This is a genomic window from Hoeflea sp. TYP-13, from assembly GCF_040932035.1.
In the GTDB taxonomy this organism is placed as follows: domain Bacteria; phylum Pseudomonadota; class Alphaproteobacteria; order Rhizobiales; family Rhizobiaceae; genus Hoeflea_A.
In genome coordinates, this window is the sequence record NZ_JBFRBB010000001.1 from 459774 (window position 1) to 481219 (window position 21446).

9 protein-coding genes are annotated in these 21446 nt (G+C 55.4%); 7 read left to right on the forward strand and 2 right to left on the reverse strand.

Going from position 1 to position 21446, the window contains the following annotated elements:
• The first annotated feature begins 123 nt into the window (after window positions 1-123).
• The 4 genes from ppsA (at window position 124) to ABVT35_RS02125 (ending at window position 13170) form a co-directional block, all read left to right on the forward strand.
• Entirely contained in the window at window positions 124-2511 is a 2388-nt protein-coding gene (gene ppsA, locus ABVT35_RS02110) for a phosphoenolpyruvate synthase (protein WP_368464620.1), read from the forward strand.
• Between the two features lie 71 nt (window positions 2512-2582).
• Complete coding sequence (locus ABVT35_RS02115) at window positions 2583-3500, forward strand: 1-phosphofructokinase family hexose kinase (RefSeq protein WP_368464621.1); 918 nt, start codon at window positions 2583-2585, stop codon at window positions 3498-3500.
• 218 nt (window positions 3501-3718) lie between these two features.
• The gene (locus ABVT35_RS02120; RefSeq protein ID WP_368464622.1) at window positions 3719-4747 is read left to right on the forward strand and encodes a universal stress protein; all 1029 of its coding nucleotides are present in this window, start codon (window positions 3719-3721) and stop codon (window positions 4745-4747) included.
• A 389-nt stretch (window positions 4748-5136) separates the two neighbouring features.
• Entirely contained in the window at window positions 5137-13170 is an 8034-nt protein-coding gene (locus ABVT35_RS02125; RefSeq protein WP_368464623.1) for a glucoamylase family protein, read from the forward strand.
• Between the two features lie 136 nt (window positions 13171-13306).
• Here the strand turns inward: ABVT35_RS02125 and ABVT35_RS02130 are convergent, their stop codons facing one another.
• Window positions 13307-14125, reverse strand: a complete 819-nt coding sequence (locus ABVT35_RS02130) for a class II glutamine amidotransferase (RefSeq protein WP_368464624.1) — start codon at window positions 14123-14125, stop codon at window positions 13307-13309.
• Between the two features lie 233 nt (window positions 14126-14358).
• Here ABVT35_RS02130 and ABVT35_RS02135 point away from each other — a divergent pair, with 233 nt between their 5' ends.
• Window positions 14359-15795 (forward strand): hypothetical protein, encoded by a 1437-nt coding sequence (locus ABVT35_RS02135; protein WP_368464625.1) that lies wholly within the window; start codon window positions 14359-14361, stop codon window positions 15793-15795.
• A 24-nt stretch (window positions 15796-15819) separates the two neighbouring features.
• Here ABVT35_RS02135 and ftsH read toward each other — a convergent pair whose 3' ends face one another.
• Window positions 15820-17658 (reverse strand): ATP-dependent zinc metalloprotease FtsH, encoded by a 1839-nt coding sequence (gene ftsH / locus ABVT35_RS02140; RefSeq protein ID WP_368464626.1) that lies wholly within the window; start codon window positions 17656-17658, stop codon window positions 15820-15822.
• Between the two features lie 441 nt (window positions 17659-18099).
• On the opposite strand from ftsH, the gene ABVT35_RS02145 reads away from it, so the two are divergent.
• Window positions 18100-20526 (forward strand): Lon protease family protein, encoded by a 2427-nt coding sequence (locus tag ABVT35_RS02145; RefSeq protein ID WP_368464627.1) that lies wholly within the window; start codon window positions 18100-18102, stop codon window positions 20524-20526.
• Window positions 20519-21382: a hypothetical protein gene (locus ABVT35_RS02150; protein ID WP_368464628.1), complete on the forward strand. Its 864-nt coding sequence runs from the start codon at window positions 20519-20521 to the stop codon at window positions 21380-21382. Before ABVT35_RS02145 ends, ABVT35_RS02150 begins: the two co-directional genes overlap by 8 nt.
• Window positions 21383-21446 lie beyond the last annotated feature (64 nt).

Here is a 21446-nt window from a genome sequence, read left to right on the forward strand (position 1 = left end):
CGCCTCAAACAATTGACAAACGTCAAATCCGTGAAACCGATCCGGCTTATCCTGATCGATGTTGAAGTGTGATGACGCTTGATCATGGTGGTGACCAAGCGGCACCGCACAGATGGAGTGGTAATGACAGACGAAAATCTGGTGATCTGGTTTGCGGATTGCGGACGCGACGATGTTGGGCTTGTAGGCGGAAAGAATGCCTCTCTGGGCGAGATGGTCAACGTCTTGAGCGCAAGCCAAATTCGCGTGCCAAATGGGTTCGCCACCACCTCGCGTGCCTATTACCTGTTTTTGGAGGAGAATGATCTTCAGCCGCAGATAGCCAAAGCGCTGGCGGATTTCGGAAACGGACTTGCATCGCTTCACGAAACGGGAAGTTTTATACGCAAGGCGATCCTTCATGGCCGGTGGCCAACCGATCTGGCCAGTTCTATCTCAAGCGCATACGCAAAACTGTCCGAGCAGCTTGGAAGGTCAAACGCGGACGTCGCGGTGCGGTCCAGCGCCACAGCGGAGGATTTGCCTGACGCAAGTTTTGCCGGGCAGCAAGAGAGTTTCCTGAACATTCAGGGTGAAGAAGCGCTGCTTTCGGCCTGTAAGCAGTGTTTTGCCTCGTTGTTTACCGACCGGGCGATCAGCTACCGGGTTGCAAAGGGCTTTGATCATATGAAGGTGGCTCTTTCCATCGGAGTGCAGACGATGGTGCGGTCTGACAAGGGTGCGTCTGGCGTGATGTTTACCATCGATACCGAAACCGGCTTTGACAAGGTGAATGTCATCAATGCGGCCTGGGGTCTTGGCGAAAGTGTTGTCCAGGGGACGGTTGATCCGGACGAATTCGTCTCCTTCAAGCCTTTCCTCAAGGATCCGGCTTTAAATCCGATCATCGAAAAGCGGCTTGGCCACAAAGAACGCAAGATGGTGTATGGCACCGGCGCGCAGTCGACCGAATATGTGCCGACATCGAAGGCGGAGCGGGTTTCCTTCGTCCTGTCGGACGTTGAAATTCTGACGCTGTCGCGTTGGGCCTGCGCGATTGAGGACCACTATGGATGTCCGATGGATATCGAGTGGGCAAAGGATGGCATAAGCGGTGAGCTTTTCGTCGTACAGGCACGTCCTGAAACAGTCCAATCGCGTCGGGACATGTCGATACTTGTGACCCATGAGATTACGTCGAAGGGCAAACAGCTTGTAAGCGGTCTGAGCATTGGAAGTTCGGTCGTCTCCGGTCGAGTCTGCCTCCTGGAAAATCCGGGGGATATTGCGGACTTCGTGGACGGCAGCATCCTTGTTGCCGGCAACACCGACCCGGACTGGGTGCCGCTGATGAAGCGGGCGACCGGGATAATCACAGATCATGGCGGGCGGACATCGCATGCTGCCATTGTCAGCCGCGAACTCGGTTTACCTGCCATTGTCGGCACCGGTAATGCCACGCAACTGTTGCACTCCGGACAACAAGTCACAGTGTCCTGCGCAGAGGGCGATCAAGGGTTTGTTTATGAAGGAACGGCCGATGTCAGCTCGAATACGATCGCGCCGGAAGATATTCCGGAAACGAAAACCGACGTGATGCTGAACCTTGCCAACCCGGCCGCCGCTTTCCGCTGGTGGCAGATGCCGGCTGACGGCGTCGGATTGGCCCGCATGGAGTTTGTGATCGGTAACCACATCAAAATCCATCCGATGGCGCTCGCCCGCTATGACGACCTGACCAACGCGGCTGCAAAAGAAGAAATCGCGCAACTAACCGCAGGATATGAAAACAAGACTGATTTTTTCGTCGAAAGGCTCGCTCTCGGCCTGGCGCGCATAGCCGCCACATTTTATCCAAAGCCTGTTATTGTGCGGATGAGCGATTTCAAGACGAATGAATATGCCAATCTGATCGGCGGTGGTGAATTCGAACCCGAAGAACAAAACCCGATGATCGGCTTTCGAGGTGCATCGCGCTACTATTCAGAGCAGTACCGGGAAGGTTTTGCACTCGAATGTCGGGCAATTCGCATGTTGAGAAATGAACTCGGTTTTTCCAATGTCGTCGTCATGATTCCGTTTTGCAGGTCGCCGGAGGAGGCGGACCGGGTCCTCGAAGTCATGGCTGAAAACGGTCTTGAAAGAGGCAAGAAAGGTCTGGAAGTTTATGTCATGTGCGAGATACCATCGAACGTCATCCTGGCGGAGGACTTTGCAGGACGCTTCGACGGTTTTTCCATCGGGTCAAACGACCTTACCCAGTTGACGCTCGGGATAGACAGGGACAGTGAAATGCTGTCGGGTCTTTTTGACGAACAAAGCAAGGCGGTGGAATGGATGATCGCCAAGGTGATCGGCGATACGCGAAAACTTGGTGTGAAAGTCGGTTTGTGCGGGCAGGCTCCCAGCGATCATCCAGAATTCGCCGGCTTTCTCGTTGACTGCGGCATCGATTCGGTTTCGGTAACGCCGGATAGTTTCATCCATGTCAAAAACCAGGTCGCAATGGCCGAAGCAAAGAAACGGTCATAAGACATGGATGTGTCGCCCTCTGCGTTCAGTGGTCGAGATGACGATATTTGTAATTCGCCCGGGATTGAGCAATGCCGGAAATTCTCGCAATAGCGCTTAATCCAACTGTCGACGTCTCATGCGAGACTGAAACTGTTCGTCCGACTCTGAAAACCCGTACTCGAAACCAGCGGCATGACCCTGGCGGCGGCGGAATCAACGTCGCACGCGTTATCGAGGAATTGGGAGGGGCAGTTGACGTCGTTTATCTGTCGGGCGGCGCGACCGGAGCTCTGCTGGACGATTGCATGGAGAGGACTTCGGTTCGGGCACACAAGGTGCCGATCGGGCAACCAACGCGCGTTGCCTACATGGTGCACGAAAATCACACCGGTTTCGAGTACCGGTTCATTCCGGAAGGGCCGCAGGTCGATCCCGCAGAGTTGAAAAATGTTCTTACACATGTCGAGCGATTTGAAGGAGACTACGTCGTAGCCAGCGGCAGTTTGCCAAGAGGCGTGTCTCACGACTGTTACGCAAGAATGGCTGAAATCACCGGTCGGAAAAACAAACGTTTCATTTTGGATTCTTCAGGGCGCGCGCTAGAGGAGGCGCTTTCCACAAAATCGGTGTTTCTCGTAAAGCCCAGCATTGGGGAACTGCAGAGTCTTGTGGGCGAAAAGCTTGATGAAGCGGGCGCGCAGAACGCAGCGCTCGATATCGTCAAGACCGGTCGTGCGCGTTACGTCGCCGTTTCCATGGGCATGGAGGGAGCATTCCTGGCAAGTGAAAAAGGCATACTCCGGCTGCCGGCAAAACACGTCAGGATTCGCTCGGCGGTTGGCGCCGGCGACAGTTTTGTCGGTGGCATGGTGTTTTCACTGGCGCGCGGAAATGAAGTTGAACATGCATTTCGTCTTGGTATGGCGGCAGGAACCGCAGCCGTCATGACCAGCGGCACGCAACTGTGCCGTCGCAAGGACGTTGAGGCGCTGTTTACCCCCGGCTGACCAATGTGCCCGGACGGGATTGGTCCCAATTGTGGTTTCCGTATCGGCTGCAAATTGATCGCTGTCAATTCAAATGGAAATTGCTGGTCAATAATCGCCCGATCGCGCCGCCCCCACATCGTTTTGTTGATGTCATTCGAATTGACAAGCGCAGTTTCGTCCAATTCTGGCGCTACAATCAAACGCCCGCGACCTGTTCAGGGAAGGGAGACAAGGTTATGCCAGACCATTCAGCAATCAAGCAGGATTTTGACGAAGGACCGCAGGTTTCCGACAATGGCGTGAACGGTGATGCGCCGCAAGTAGTCGCATGCATCGATGGATCGCCCGCCTCAACAAAAGTGATACCCCATGCAAATGCGATAGCCAACGCGCTTGGTGGAGAGCTGTCGTTGGTTCATGTTGTAGAATCCGACAACGCGCAAGCCCCATATGATCCGGTAGAATGGGACATTCGCAAGCGGCAGGCGGATCTATACATGACCCGGATTGCCAGCCGGTTTGACACCGGACCGAACCCGATTTCCTTCAAGATACTGGAGGGCCGTTCTGCCGAACAGATTGGTGAATGCACCGCCGGAAACGCCGGAGACATAACAGCATTTTGCCGCGGCAGTGACAGTGCTCATCATCGCCTCGGCGAGACTGCACGTCGCATACTGGAAAGCACACCCGGCTCCCTTCTGCTTGTTCCGGCCACCGTACCGGAAGCTGATGTGGTCAATTATTCGCGGATACTGGTTCCGCTTGACGGATCATCAAGGGCCGAGAGCGCAATTCCCTTTGCGGTGCGGATTGCACAACAGCAAAATGCCGAAATCATACTTGTGCACGCCACGCCCAAGCTCGATTTCCTGGGTGCTGCTCCGCAGCATGTTCAGGACATGGAGCTGCAGGAGCAACTGTCCAGAAGAAGTGCACGTCTGGCCGCTGAATACATGAAGCGCACGCAGACAATGCTCGCTGATTGCGACGTCACCATACATTGCGTGCTTCTTAAGAGCGGCGATGTGCGCCGGCTCCTTGAAGACGCCATTGCCTCGCAATCGGCTGATCTGCTTGTGATGTCCTCGCATGGTCAAAGCGGATATTCCGATGTGCCTGCTGGCGATGTTTCGAGTTTCATACTGTGCCGTGCGTCCACTCCGGTTCTGCTGGTGCGTCGCCCGCAAACGACCGAGGCCGGCCATGTTTATGCAAATGTCGAGTCAAAAGGTGTTCGAAGGCCCTATGGAACTTCGGGATGATGATGGATGCAGTTTCGGGATCCGGGAGTGAATTAGAAACATCAGCCCGCCAGTTGGCACAATCGCTGACAGTACTGCCTGACAACAAGCCAAGCTCGGATATATACCGACATCTGGATTCGCTGCCCGCTTGGCTGGACAAGATTCGCAAGTACAGCCTCGATCCGGCCCCGTCGCATACGAGAGCTACCGACTGGTTGCTTGACAACGACTATCAGGTCCTGCGGGCCATCCGGCAGGTCAAAAACGGACTTCCAGAAAGTTTTTTCCGCCGCCTGACCGTCGTGGAAACACCCTTGGAACGGACTGTTCCAAGGATATTTGCAATTGCATGTGAAATATCATCAACGGACGGATTTCAGCTTTCCTTGCAAAATCTCGTGCAATATATGCGCGCATTTCAGGAAGTCGGTGCATTGTCCATAGCCGAGCTTTGGGCCTTTCCGTCAGCCTTGCGACTGGCGAACATTGAAAACCTTGCTGTGGCATTTCAACGTATGAGCGATGGTCTGGCGCCACCATTCGTACCGGATCTTTTCGATGACACCAGCGACCCGCCAGATATTGTCGCCCGGGCGATCATCAATCTAAGCGCCATTCACGCCATTACATGGCAGGACTTTTTTGATCAGACCAGCCTGGTTGAAACGGTTCTCAAGGGCGATCCGGCTGATGTTTATTCCCGAATGGATTTTGATACACGCGATGCCTATCGAAAGGTTGTTGAGGAGGTTGCCGCATCCTCAACTTTGACGGAGCCTGAAGTGGCAAAGCAGGCCGTTGAATTGTCGCGGGCCCATGAGGGCGAGAAACAAAGAAGCCACGTAGGTTTCTGGCTCATCGGACAGGGGCGCCCCGAGCTGGAAGTGCAGACCGCTTCCCGGATTTACCTTGGTGAGCGCATTTATCGGGCAATTCAGTCCCGGCGCCAGATATTCTACGCTTCCTCACTGCTGATCATGATCGTGCTTGCCATTTGCGTACCGGTCTTTCATCTGTTTTATGTCGATGCACCCGCCTGGGCCTGGGGTGTCGGAGTATTGTTATCGCTCCTGCCGGCGTCGGTCCTGAGCGTCTCGGTCGTGCATTGGGCGATAACCAGGCTGATAAGACCCAGGTTGTTGCCGGCATTCGACTTCAGCAAGCAGATACCCAATGAGTTCATGACTGCAGTCGCGGTTCCGGTCATTGTCTCCGGCGACACCGAGATACAGCAAATTGTTGAATCTCTTGAAACACGCCGCCTGGCCAATCCCGACCGAAATCTTCGATATGTTCTGCTGACGGATCTTCCTGATGCGGCCGAGGAACGTGTGGCAACTGATCAGGAAATCGAGCGGAAACTGGCAATTGCGGTTCGCGGTTTGAATCGTCGCTACGGCGACGAACGCGGCGGACCGTTCTACCTGTTGCACCGCCCCAGGAAATTCAACGCAAATGAAGGTGTTTGGATGGGGTGGGAGCGTAAACGCGGCAAACTTGAGCAGTTCAACAGTTTTGTTTTAGGCGCGGAGGCGGACGACTTTTCCATTTGCGAAGGTGCGGTCGATGACCTCCGGAACATACGGTTTGTCATTACGCTGGATGCCGATACCATGCTTCCACCGGGCACTGCCGCACGATTGATCGGAACCATGGCGCATCCGCTCAACCAGGCTGTGTTTGACAAGGAAAGCGGTCATATCGTTTCCGGATATTCCATTTTACAGCCACGGATAGAAATCCTCCCATCCGTGAGTTCGGAAACACCGTTTTCACATCTTTATTCCGGCGATACGGCGATTGATATCTACACCCATGCCGTCTCCGACGTCTATCAGGACCTTTTCGGCACCGGCATCTTTGTCGGTAAGGGTATCTATGACATAGCGGCATTACAGCGTTGCCTTGAAAACCGGGTGCCCGACAACGCCATACTGAGTCATGATCTTTTCGAGGGGCTTTTGGGGCGTACTGCCCTTGTCACAAACATTGTGCTCTATGAAAGTTTCCCCTCCACCTATGCGGAGTATGCGCTTCGCCTGCACAGATGGGTGAGGGGAGACTGGCAACTGCTGCCGTGGCTGGCGAGGAGTGTGCGTTCAGCCGACGGGAGTCGAATACCCAACCCATTCTCGATCCTCGATCGGTGGAAAATAATTGACAATCTGCGGCGAAGTCTCATCCCGCCGGCATTGCTGCTCTTTTTTATCGGCGGGTGGATGATCTTGCCTGGAAGTGCCGTGGTCTGGACGATTTTGGCGGTCGCCGCACCGGGAATATATCTCATCGGCGAGGTGTTTTCCGAACTTGCGCGGGTCTTGAAGCGCGGGGTCTTCGGGGACATCGTCCATCGCGTGAGAGAGAATGGAGGCCGCTGGTTCCTGGCGATAACTTTTCTCGTCAATGACACGCTCATTGCACTTGATGCAGTCTCTCGAACCCTGTGGCGGCTCTTTTTCAGCCAGCGCCATTTGCTGGAATGGCGCGCTGCTGCACACACGGCGGCGTGGGTTTCAAATCACAATCGCCGAGCCGCCGCGTGGCGATTCATGTGGCCATCCTCAGTGATCTCGCTGGTGATTGCCGTCGATCTCAGTCTTTTTAACAGCGATGCGCTTGCTGCTGCGGCACCGCTTCTGATTTTGTGGTTTGTTGCTCCTGAAATCGCTGCGTGGACAGGCAAGACCCGGCAGATAAGGCGTGAGCGGTTGGACGAAAGTCAGTCACGCTTTCTGATGCAGGTCGCAAGGCGCACATGGCACTATTTCGAGGTTTTTGCGGGCCCGCAGGACAACTGGCTTCCGCCGGACAATTTTCAGGAGGCCGCCAGGATCGAGACCGCTCATCGGACATCGCCAACCAACATAGGCCTCTACCTGGTTTCGGCCCTTTCCGCACGGGATTTCGGTTTCATCGGCACGGAGGATTTTGCTTCGCGCTGCCGCCATGTTCTTGAAACGCTTGGCCGAATGGACACTTATCGTGGGCATCTCCTGAACTGGTATGACACGCGTAATCTGCAACCGCTCGAGCCGCGTTATGTATCTACCGTGGACAGCGGCAATCTGGCGGTATGTCTTTTGGCGCTCAAGCAAAGCTGCATCGAGATAGTCCAGGAACCGGTCATTGACAGACGATCATGGGATGGTCTCGAATGCGATTTCAGCCTTCTTCATGAGGCGGTTCAGCAGCTTTCAAGCTGGAATGCCGCCAATTCGGAGAAATTCGCGGAGGCAATCCGGGAACATATACATATGGCCCGCCAATCGCCTGAGGCCTGGTTTCCGGCGCTCGACGACCTCGACCGGTTCTGGCCGCAATTCGAACAAGTGGTGGGTGACGCGATCAAAACGGCGGCCGCGCCAACGCCGGAACTGCTGGATGACATCCATACCTGGCTTGAGCGTTTCGACCATCACTTGCGTACCCTGCGTCGAAATCTTGATGCGTATCTGCCCTGGCTCGAAAAGTTACGGGAACCGCCAACCGCATATGCCGAACTTGCAGGGAAACTGGGCGCGGGACTGGGTATGTCTATGCCGCTGACCGAGGCTGGCGCCAGGCGGACGCATTGTCTCGAGATGATTGACGAGGCAGCGGGCAAGGTTCAGCCGGACAATGCCGCGGCTGACTGGTTGCGGGAACTCAGGCACTCGGTGGAGCAGGGGCTGCAACGTCAGGACCTGCTACAGTCCAGTTTAGACGAGATAGCAAAAACTGCTGACGAAATAGCTTTCGGAATGAATTTTTCCTTCCTCTACAACAGCGAGGTCAGGCTGTTTCGAATTGGCTACAATCTCAGCAGCGGGCAAATGGATCCAAGCCATTATGACCTCCTCGCCACCGAGGCGAGGCTGGCGAGCTTCTTTGCCATTGCCAAACATGATGCACCGATCGAGCATTGGTTTTTCCTCGGAAGGCCCATTACCCGGCTTCGCGGAAAACCGTCGATCCTTTCCTGGAACGGATCGATGTTCGAATATCTCATGCCGCCGCTTTTCCTGCCGGGAAAGCGCGATACGCTGCTTGGCGAAAGCGAATCCACGGCCGTTGAATATCAGCGAAATTATGCAAAGGAACGCGGCGTTCCATGGGGCATTTCGGAGTCGGCATTCGGCGTCACCGACGCGGATGGAAATTACCAGTATCGTGCCTTTGGAGCACCCGGGCTTGGCATACGCCGCGGGCTGACCGAGGATCTGGTTGTTTCTCCCTATGCAAGTGCGCTTGCATTGTGCGTGTGGCCAAATGCTGCTGTGCAGAATCTACAGCATCTCAGGCAACTTGGTGCCCTGGGTGCCTACGGATTTTTCGATGCGCTGGACTATTCACCGGATCGGGCACCGGAGAAAAAAGGGTTTGTTCCTGTCAGAACCTACATGGCCCATCATCAGGGCATGACCATTGCGGCAATTGCAAATGTGCTCAATGCCGACATTCTGATCGAACGCGTTCTCCGGGAAAAGCAGCTGCGGGCCATAGAACATCTTTTGCAGGAAAAGATTCCCTGGAACCTTTCCATCGAACAGGGGCGTATTGATGAAGAGTGGAACCCCGACGAGCAAATCAAACAGCTGAGTGGTCCGGTATCGTGGATACCGAGCTCTTCTGCGACCATTCCTCAGATGCATCATATCGGCAATGGCCGAATGTCGATGAAAATTTCTGAGGCCGGTGGCGGAGGGCTGAACTGGAACGGCATGGCTCTGACCCGCTGGTTGCCAGACCCGACCAGGGACCGGTACGGCTATTGGATCTACATGCGGGATGTCGAACGTGACCTTTATTGGTCCATTGGGCGCCGACCGGCGGGAGATGAAGGCAGCGAGGAAAGGGTTATCTTTCATCAGCACATGGTCGAAATGCTGCGGCGGGCATTTGGCGTCACTGTGCGCATGGAAATCACCGTGGCGCCATCCGATGACGTCGAGATCCGGCACATGACGGTTACCAATGAGGAATCCGTTGAACGTGTCATAGAATTCACGAGTTATGCGGAGGTCGTGCTGTCCTCACCTCAGGAAGACGAAAGGCATCCGGCCTTCAGCAAATTGTTTGTTGGAAGCACATTCCTGGCCGAACGCAGCGGTCTTCTGTTTGAACGCAGGCCCAGGCGGCCGGAATCCGATTATCCCGTTCTGTTGCATGCCCTGGTATCGGATGGTGCCGGAATTGAGGTTGTTTCCTACGAATCTGATCGAGAACAGTTTGTCGGACGCAATACGTCAATGCGCCGTCCCCACGGTCTCGTCAACGGCCTTTCCCGCTCAACCGGCTGGACGCTCGACCCCGTGATGTCACTGCAGGTTCGCCTTCGCTTGAAACCGCTGGAAACAAGGACATTCTCCTTCGTAACCATTGCGGGAAAAACGCGCGAGGCCGTTCTGGAGATAGCCAACAGGTATCACACGCACGATTTTACGTGGGTTTTTGAGGATGCGTCACGTGAATATTCGCGGGAGATCGGGCGGCTTGAAATCGCTCCGCAGAAACTGCCGGAGTTGCAGGCATTGTCGTCCCTGCTGGTTCAGGCCTGTTCAGCGCTCAGAAACGTCCCGCAAACGATTTCCGCCAATTGCCAAGGGCAGCCGGATCTGTGGCGTTTCGGCATATCCGGTGATTTACCCATACTGCTTGTCCGGATTGGCGAAGAGGAAGATGCCTCGCTTCTTGATGAACTTGTGCGCGCGCAGCAGCTTTGGCGGCGCGGCGGACTAAAAGTGGATATTGTTGTCTTGAGAACGGGCGATGCCGGTTACGAGGAACCGGTGCGCGAACGTATTGTTTCCATATTGCGCGATGCGCATGCATACGGCTTTCTCGGACGGACCGGGGGAATTCATATTCTGTCGGCAAGTCATATGGAACAGCAGAGCCGGAACGCAATTGAGGCGGCTGCATACGTGGTCGTTGATCAGGAAAAACAAGCACTTGAACGGGCACTGGATTCGGTCCTGGAGCAGCGCGCGCCACCGCCTCTGTTTGACCCACCAGTTCCGGTTACCTACAAGAATATTGCTCAAATCACCCGGCCCGGCAATCTGTATTTTGACAATGACTACGGCGGATTTGATCCTTCAAGCGGTGACTATGTCGTGTTTTTGAATCCGGGTGAAGACACACCTGCACCGTGGTGCAATGTCCTGGCAAATGACCAGTTCGGCAGCATCGTCAGTGAATCCGGACTTGGTTTCACTTGGGCCGTCAACAGCGGAGAAAACCGTCTGACACCCTGGTCTAACGATCCGGTGGCCGACACGCCCGGTGAAATTGTGTATCTGCGGGACGAGGCAACTGCCGACTATTGGACAGTCACTCCAAGGCCGCTGGGGCATGACAATGCATGTGAAGTGCGTCACGGTGTTGGCTACACAAGCTGGATGCAGCACAGCCATGCCTTGGAGCAGGAAATGCTGGCTTTCGTGCCGGCAGGCGACCCTGTAAAAATCATACGCCTGCGCTTGCGAAATCGCGCGGAAAGCCCCCGTAGAGTAACAGCCACTTACTTTGCCGAATGGTTGCTTGGCTCGCTTGGAAGCATCGCCAAACCTCACGTGACGAGTGAATATGACGCCGCCGGGCATGCCATCTTCGCTAACAATGCATGGAGCCCCGAATTCGCTTCCAGGGTGGCCTTCCTTACGGCGTCCGTTCCTCCGCACTCGGTTACGGGCGACCGATATGATTTTCTGGGCCATGAAGGTGAACCGTCAAGCCCGGCCGCCATGCGTCACCTGGACCTCGGAGGCAGGTTCACACCCGGTGGAGACACTTGCGCGGCCTATCAGGTTCATCTGGATATAGGCGCTGGAGAAATGGCGGAGGTGTACTTCATCCTTGGTCAGGGCGAAGATCTTGAGGAGTCCAGGAAGCTGATCGCGCGTTGGCAGGACCGGGATTTCGTAGAAAAGGCATTGGAGGATTTGAAGCAGTCATGGGCGACAAGGCTTGGCTCTGTCCAGGTTGAAACTCCCGACAAGGCATTCAATTTGATGATCAACCGGTGGCTGCCCTATCAGGCCCTTGCGTCACGGTATTTTGCTCGCGCCGGCTTTTATCAGGCCGGCGGTGCATTCGGCTTTCGGGATCAGTTGCAGGATGTGCTGGCTTTTCTTCACGGTGAGCCAAACCGTGTGCGCCAACATATTCTCGATGCTGCGCGTCATCAGTTCGAGGAAGGTGATGCCCTGCACTGGTGGCACCCGCCCTCGGGGCGTGGCGTTCGAACCCGCTGCTCCGATGACTATCTGTGGTTGCCCTATGTTACGGCACGGTACGTTGAGGCAACCGGTGACAAATCTGTGCTTGACGAGAATGTGCCGTTTCTCACCGGCCCGGAATTACGCCCCGATCAGGATGACCACTACGCCCATTTCGACACGGGCGAATCCGACAGCTTGTACGAGCACTGCATCCGTGCGCTTGAACGCATGATGGCGACGGGCGAACACGGCCTGCCCCTGATCGGAGCAGGTGACTGGAACGACGGAATGGACCGTGTCGGCTCTGAGGGCAGGGGCGAGAGTATCTGGCTGGCATGGTTCCAGATTGCGATCATCGATAAATTTGCCCCCCTGATCACAAGTTACGGAGACCCGGACAGGGCAAAAAGGCTGCGCGGCCATGCACGTAGCCTGAAAACCGCGATCCAAAACAACGCCTGGGACGGCGCGTGGTATATTCGCGCATTTGATGATGCGGGTGAGCCTTGGGGCTCGGACAATATCGACGAATGCCAGATCGACTCCATCGCGCAATCCTGGAGCGTGCTTTCGGGTTCGGCTGCGGACGAGCGGAGCGTAACAGCGCTGAAATCCGCATTGGGACGATTGATCGATACGAAATACCGTCTGGCCAAACTTCTGGATCCGCCCTTTCACAACACGAGCCGCGACCCTGGTTACATCAAGGCGTATCCGCCGGGAGTTAGAGAAAACGGTGGTCAATACACACACGCCGCGGCTTGGCTTGGGTTTGCCTTCGCAAAGCTGGGCGACGGGGATGAAGCCTGGCGCATCTTTGACATCATCAATCCCGTCAGGCGGGCAGACACTAAATCCGGAGCTGACCGATACCGCAGAGAACCTTATGTTCTGCCGGGTGACGTGAGCGCAATGGCTTCGAATGAAGGTCTCGGCGGCTGGTCGTGGTATACGGGCGCCGCCAGCTGGGCCTGGCAATTGGGCGTTGAGGGAATACTCGGCGTGCAGTTGTCAAACGGGGCGCTGAAGATCGATCCGAGCCTGCCTGGAAACTGGAAAGGCGCCCGGGTGACACTGAAAGGGTCAAGGGGCAAGATTGTTTTGACGATTGAGGATCCGGACCAGACCGGTCATGGTGTCAAGCAGATCAAGGTTGACGAAAAGATTGTTCGTGGAAAGACCGTACGCTTCCCCGGAAAGGGCCGGACACGCAAGGTGGATGTGCGTTTGGGCCGGTAAACAAGCATTCGTGAATGCGGGTTCGGATCAGTTCTCAATGACACGGCGTCGTTCTTCAAATTCGTCCGTGTGCAATTCACTGCACGCTCTACGTGCTTCTTTGGTTTGCGCCGATGCGGTTCGAAATGAATTCTGACTACTCAACATCCATGCTTCGGCTAAGCAGATAGAAGTCTTCATCAACTTCATAGACGGTACCGTCAGGCAGCTCATGCCAGTTTTCCGAGGTAATCGGTTCCGAGGCTATCTCGACGCCACGATAGATCTTGTCCGTTTCGTGGTGGACGTGCGGTTTGCCGCAAATGTCGCAGTCAAAGACCTGCTCGCGCTCGAGATGCCACAGCGTTCTTCCGAATCTGGAACCGACAAGCCTCCGACCATCCGTCAAAACAATATTGAGGCCGATCGGTGCGGCCCGGTCGATTTCTTTGCTCCACCTGATAATCTGTGAAAGACCGCGGGAGACAAGATCAAGGATCGGCTCATCAGGGCGATGCCGCCACAACGACAGCAGATACAAAAAAATATGTTCGCTGTCGGTCGTCCCGCGGATCTCGTTGCGGTAAAAGGGATCAATTGCGGGCAGCATCAGTTCGCGAACTTCGGAGAAATTTGGAATTGTGCCGTTATGCGCAAAAATCCATGAGCCGTTGTGGAACGGGTGGGTGTTTTCAATTGCCGGTTCTCCGACCGTTGCACGGCGGACATGCGCAATGACGGTCCCGGCATAAATCCGCGCCGCTTTCTTCTTGAAATGCTCCCCGTGGTAGGCTGCCCAGGTCTGTTTTTCCACAATGGGCGTCCCGTCAGGATAATCGGCAACGCCCCAGCCATGTCCGTGGACCAGACCTTCCCCGTCGCCACGACTCTGCTCCATCAGCGCGTTCTGGGCGTGAACCAGGCTGCATTCCACCCGTGTCGGCTCGTTGGCCCTGAAAGCGTACAGGCGACACATCCGCGATCTCCCTTCTGCCGGCAAAATAGACGGAGTTGGCAGTAGGGGAACTGACCAAGATCAAAACGGCAAATTCCGGCCGGGATAAATTTCCTCACATACGTGGCTGTTGGCAGCAATGCCGGGGAGGCCTCGCAATCTAGGTTCGGATTTTGAGCAAATCAAAAAACAGCATTCAAGTTGAGACGAGCCGGGGGAGCAATGGAATCCCTTTTGTATCGCGGCGCAACCCTTTGCTGCCGCAGGCAGCAAGACAGCGCGTTGAAAAAATTGCCGGACAGGTTCTGCGCCGTGAACCGGGATTATCAAGAGCCGATTATTTCGGCCCGAATGTCCGCGTTGGAATGGGTGCTGCGCCCCACATCCTCATTGGTGACAAAAGTGAAATCAGGCTGCTAGCGCCGGCGGGACAGGACCCGCTTGAATATCGCATTGCTCTTCTTGCCCGGGACGGCGACCTTGTCGTTCTGGCTGCGGAACGTAATCGTGCCTACGAAGGCTATCTTCGAGACCTCCTGGAACTGAATGATTTGAATGTCTTGAGGATTCCTCCACCGGAATCGGGATTGCCGAGGCCTTCGGCTTACCGTTGCCTTGAAGACAATGCCATATTCAATCGTCTGCTTGATATCGTCCGGCAGGATGACTGCGTTACGCTGCTTTCCTTTATATCGACAGGGTTGGTCTGGAAGCTTGCAAAGCGATTGAGCGACAGATCGGGCAGGACTGTCCTTGTTGCCGGTCCGCCCCCCAATCTGACGCAGCGCGTGAACGACAAGCTTTGGTTTGCGGAAATCGTCAAGACCGTACTCGGTGCCAGCGCGACGCCCCCGGTCTATTCCGCGTTCGGTCCTGCCGCGCTTGTCGGGCGCGTACGAAAGCTCGCAAAAAAATGGGAGAAGCTGGTCATCAAGGTGCCGGACAGCGCCGGATCGGCAGGGAATTTCCCCTTGTATACAGACACGATAAAGGATTTGAGTGCCAAAGACCTCTATCGCTATCTTTTTGATACTGTTTCCGAAATTCATCAGCAAGATGCCTATCCGCTGATGGTCGAAGTCTGGGACTGCAATGTTCTCGCCAGTCCCTCAGTGCAGCTCTGGATTCCCGATAAAGAGGACGGAGATCCCGTAATTGAAGGCATATACGATCAAACCACAGCGGGCCCCGGGGGCAAATTCGTTGGAGCAACATCGGCGCGCCTCGATCCGGAGCATGACAAGCAAGTGTGCGCGGAGGCTTTGACACTGGGTCTCCTGTTTCAGAATCTCGGCTATTTCGGCAGATGCAGCTTCGATGCCGTGCTTGCCGGGGTCGACAGGGAATCAGCGCAACTGCATTGGATCGAATGCAATGGGCGCTGGGGCGGCGTTTCTCTGCCCATGACGTTCTTGAACCGCATCTTCTCGGTGGAAACGATGCCGGATTATGTGATCTGGCAGCATTCCGATCTCGATTTTCCGGCCATGCCCTTCACCGAAGCTCTCACCCGGCTTGACAGCGGGCTCTACAAGGCGGGAAGCGATCCCGAAGGAATAATATTCACGTCGCCAACAGGTATCGAAACAGGAACCGGACTGCAGATGATTGCACTTGGCTGGAATGAAAAGGAAGCCATGAATTTGGCGAACAGGGCATATCGTTGCCTAACCGACTCCTCTGAAAGATAATCACCGAAAGTGGGCGAGACGACCTCAGGAAGAAACCGGTTGTTCGGCATGTCCCGTTTGATCCGCACCCAAGAGCGCCGGAAACTCGTCCGGTGTGATCGTCTCTCTTTCAAGCAGCATTTTAGCCCCGCTTTCCAGGTCTTGCCGCCGATCTTCGAGGATTTTGGTGGCTTTTTTGTAGGCCGCAGCGATGAGTTCGCGTACGGCAAGATCGACCTCGCGGGCTGTGGCCTCTGAATAGTCCTTCGGGCGCACATCAAGCAGGTTCTCACCGAGAAACCGGGACTGCTGCTGCTCGAGAACGGCCTGGCCGAGACTTTCAGACATGCCAAATCGGGTTACGATCTGACGCGCAACATCTGTGACCTTCGCGAGATCGTCGGCGGCGCCGGTTGAAATTTCGCCGAAAACGAGTGCCTCTGCCGCCCGGCCCGCCAGCAGGACGGTCATGCGGTTCATCAGTTCGTCCGTGGTTATCAGGAAACGATCCTCGGTCGGTCTTTGCATTGTATAACCAAGTGCACCAATCGAACGGGGAATGATCGACACCTTGTGTACCGGGTCGCTGCCCGGCAATGACGCTGCCGCAAGTGCATGGCCCATCTCATGATAGGCCACGCGGCGGCGTTCGTCCGGATTGAGCAGGCGTGTGCGCTGCTCTGAGCCTGCAAGGATGCGCTCCACCGCACTGGTGAAATCTTCCAGTCTGACGTAATCGCCGCTTCGTCTCGTTGCATGGATGGCTGCTTCGTTGACGAGGTTGGCGAGGTCGGCCCCCGTGAATCCCGGCGTTAAACCGGCGATTTTGTCGATTTCCAGGTCTTTTGCCGCTTTGACCTTTTTGAGGTGTACCCTGAGAATGGCTTCACGGCCGATCCGGTCCGGCCTGTCGACCACGACCTGCCTGTCGAAACGTCCTGCGCGAAGCAGTGCCGGGTCGAGGATCTCGGGACGGTTGGTGGCCGCCAGAAGAACGATGCCGGAGCGGGGATCGAAACCATCAAGCTCAGCCAGAAGCTGATTGAGTGTCTGCTCCTTTTCGTCACCGCCGCCGCCAATATTTCCCAATGGCGAACGTGCCCGCCCGAGCGCATCCAGTTCGTCGATAAAAATGATGCATGGGGCCGCCTTGCGTGCCTGGTCGAAAAGGTCGCGCACACGCGCAGCGCCAACGCCGACAAACATTTCAACAAATTCGGATCCCGATATCGAGAAAAAGACAACGCCGGCCTCACCGGCCACCGCGCGCGCCAGTAGTGTCTTACCGGTGCCGGGTGGACCGACCAGCAACACGCCCTTGGGCACGCGGGCGCCCAGCCGCTCATATTTGTCCCGATCCTTGAGGAATGAAACGATTTCCTGCAGTTCCATTTTTGCCTGATCCACACCGGCAACATCATCGAAATTCACGCCGGTTTCGGTTTCGACATACACTTTTGCTTTCGACTGGCCGATGTTCATAAGGCCGCCCATCCCCTGCCGTTCCGCGATGCGGCGGAACAGAAAGAACCACAGGCCAAGGAAAAACAGCATCGGCAGGACCCATGACAGAAGGTTACTCAACCAGGTTTCGTCCGACGCGCCGGAATATTTCACGCCGGCTTGCTCGAGAACCTCACCAATGTCGCTGCCGACGCGGTTGGTAATGAAGAACCGCTTCCCGTCGCGCGGGATTTTAAACTCTCCCTTAATTTGTGACTCGGAGACGACGACATTTGTTATTTGCTCCTGGGTCAGCAAGTCGCGGAATTCACTGTAGGGTATGCGCGTGGTCTCTTGTGCGCCGATCCAAAGCTGGAACAACATGACAGCGGCGAGCGCAACAAGGATGTAGCCGAGATTCAATTGACGTTGTTTGTTCATCGCGTGCATGCCTCCAGTATCCGTCGGGTGCGGTCGATCTGCATATGCTTGCATCGACCGGGCGAGACTTTATTGACCCGGATCAAGATATTCGATGCCTCAGGCGCCCTATTACGTTGTGAAATTTGAGTTTTCTCATACGTTCACTATATGTTCAGTATGGTCATACTGAAGAAAAAGGATGCCGAAGACACAATTATCCATGACAATGCTGAGCGAAAGCCTCGCCGTTGTCTATTGTGCGGGCGCAAGTTTGACAGCTTCGGGCCGGGCAATCGCGTTTGCAAGAAATGTAAATCGACGACCGCGTGGCGCAGCGGCTAGGAACGTCCGCGTTCTGAAACGCCTTGGTCATTTCATGCTGCCGCGATTGATATGGCTCAATTCCGGGGGCCTGTGAACCTGCGATGGTTGCTCATCGTTCATGAGATGGTGGTACAGGTGACAGAAATTCAGCCTTTAAGTGCGGATGTCCTGCGGCAACGATGCGACCCACAGCGATTGGATTTCGAGACGACAGCCGATATCCCCTCGACCGACCGGCTTATGGGGCAGGGGCGGGCGGCGGATGCGATGCGGTTTGCCCTCGCTATGCGGCGGTCCGGATACAATCTCTTTGTCATCGGCGAACGCGGATTTGGTCACCAAACGTCGGTCAAACAGTTTCTTGAATACCAGGCGGCAGACAGTGAAGCACCCGATGAGTGGGTTTATGTGAACAATTTCGATGTCAGCCGGACCCCGAAGGTATTGCGGCTTCCGCCCGGAAATGCCGTGCGCTTTCGCGAGGCGATGGAAGAGTTAATTGACGATCTGAAGGTCGCCTTGCCAAGTCTGTTTGAAACCGACGATTACAGAAATCGCCTGCGCGCTATAAACGACGAGGCGAAGGAGCAGCAGGATCAGGCATTTGAAACGCTTCGGACAAAAGCGGCAGCGGAAGAAATTGCAATCTTGCGGACGCCGATGGGTTTTGCGTTTGCCCCTACAAAGGACGACAAAGTCGTTGAACCTGAAATATTCAACGCACTTGATAAGACGGAGAGGGAGCGTGTTGAGGGGGTTATCGAGGGGCTCCAACATGAGCTCGAATCGGTGCTGCGGAACATGCCCGTCATTGAAAAGAAGCGCCGCGACAGCATTCGTAGTCTCAATGCCGAACTTGCATCTTCAACGGTGAGCGCATCCGTCGCGTCTACCGCTGAGCAGTTCAGGGATATTCCTCCGGTCCTCGATTATCTGAAATCAGCGGAGGCCGATCTTGTTCGCAATGCCGGGCTATTCCTTCAGGATGGCGGCGAGGACGAGACCGCCAAGCTGCTCAGCAGGGAGGCTCCTGAAGCCCGTGATCCGAGATTTCGGCGTTACGGGGTCAATGTTGTTGTTGCCAATGGCGACGCAAATGGCGCTGCAGTCATCCTGGAAGATCATCCAACACTCGGAAATCTGCTGGGACGTATCGAGCATCTGTCTCAAATGGGAACACTCGTCACCGATTTCATGCTCATAAAGCCCGGCTCGCTGCACAAGGCTAATGGGGGTTTTATTGTCATCGAAGCGCGAAAGATCCTGACTGAACCCTTTGCCTGGGAGGCGCTCAAGCGAACGCTCCGCGGCAATGCAATTCGCATTGAATCCGCCGCAGAGCAAATCGGCTTTGCAACGACCGTGACACTTGATCCCGAACCGATCCCACTTGACGTCAAGGTCATCCTTATCGGCGAACGCCGACTGTATGATCTTCTCGTTCACCTTGATCCGGAATTCAGCGCCCTGTTCAAAGTTGAGGCCGATTTCGAGGACAGATGGGCGCGAACATCGGAGAACGAGGAAAAGTCCGTACAATTGTTTTCCTCCATCATAGATGATGAAGACTTGCGGCCGCTCGACGCCACAGGTGCAGCTCTTCTGATAGAGGAGGTCTCGCGGTTCGCTGGTGATGCTGAACGTCTCTCGCTTCACATCGGATATGTAACGGATCTGCTGCGGGAAGCCGATTTTTGGGCAGGTGACGACAAAAAGCAGACAATAGGTTCCGCCGATGTTGAGCGGGCGATTGCGGGCCGCATCAAAAGGAAGGACCGTGTCCGTGAACGCGTGTATGAGGCGATCGACCGCGAAACTCTGCTGATTGATACTGCTGGAACAGCGATTGGACAGGTCAATGGGCTTGCGGTGACCGGTATTGGTGATTTCGTGTTCGGTAAACCTTCCCGCATCACGGCCCGGGTCCGCATGGGAACCGGAAAGCTGGTCGATATCGAGCGTGAGGTGGAACTCGGCGGGCCGTTGCATTCAAAGGGCGTGCTGATATTGACCAGCTTCCTGAATGCCAATTTTGCTCTCGATCGACCGCTTTCCCTTTGGGCAAGCCTGGTCTTTGAGCAGTCCTATGGCGGTATTGACGGCGATAGCGCTTCATCGGCCGAACTTTACGCCTTGTTGTCTGCCCTCGCTGAGGTGCCGATCCGGCAGGACCTGGCGGTGACCGGTTCGGTAAACCAGCTCGGCCAGGTCCAGGCGATTGGTGGAGTTAACGAAAAAATCGAGGGATTCTTCGATATCTGCAACAGGCGTGGTCTGACAGGCGATCAGGGTGTCCTGATTCCAAAATCCAACACCAAACACCTGATGCTGCGGCAGGACGTTGTGGATGCGGTAAAAGCTGGAAAGTTCGCCGTTTACCCGATTCATTCCATCGACGAAGGCATTGAAATCCTTACCGGATTACCGGCAGGTGTGCGAGACACATCCGGCAAATATCCGGCAAAATCCATTTATGGTCTCGTCGATGACAGGTTGCGCGAATTTGCTGAAGCCAGACGAGCGTTTGCCGAGCGTGAGAACGGTGGAAAAGACAATGGGTGAGGTTCGTGAGAATTCCACGTCCGAAGAAAAGGCAGCGCCGCGATACAGGGTGCTCGCTGGATTCGGTTCCATCGCTGATGAACTGCCGACGATTGACACGGCAATGGCTCTTGCACGTGCTCTGGAGGCTGATATCGCAGGGTGTTTTGTCAAAGACGTGGATCTGTTGAATTTGGCCGGATTGCCATTTGCAAAAGCCATGCGGCCTGCAGACAGGACAGTTCTTAAGCTAGAACGCGAGCACATGGAACGACAGATTTCCCGCGCGGCCGCTAACTGGGAGCGCATGCTCCATGCCAAGGCCAGCCGGTCCAGCGTGCGGTGCTCTTACAAAATCACAAAGGGTGCATATTCCGCTGAAATTGCGAGGGAGACTGAGGCAACGGATATTGTCGTCGTAAATCCGCTCAACCTGCCCCACAAGCCACGTGACGCCGTTTCATTATTGTTGCGGGAGGTCAATGAGGCCATGGGAGCCGTGATCATGCCGGAGCGTTGCGAATGGCGCGCCGGCGGGCCCATAGTCCTGTTGATGCACGATACTGAAGCTGATCAGCTGGTTATGGGGCTTGCTCGGCGCATAGCGCGGGCCGTTGGCAATGAAGTCGTTATCCTGATGGTCGACGTTGATGAAGAAAACCACCGCGAAAGCCGCGATGCTGTTGCCGGTATCTTCGGGCCCGACGCTGACGTTAGGTATGTTCGTGAAACTCGCTTTGGTTCCGTGGCCGCCGAGCTCGCCGAACTTCAGCCGTCTCTTGTGATTGTGCAACCCTCAGCGTCTTCTCCCACGGATGCAGCGATCGAATTGCTGCTGAAATCCGGCCGGGCTCCGCTGATGCTTGTGCTGCGCTGAGCATAAGGGCCGCGTCGACTTCCCCCTGTGCGCGCATCAAAAATGTTGGAAGAAGCAGGCATTG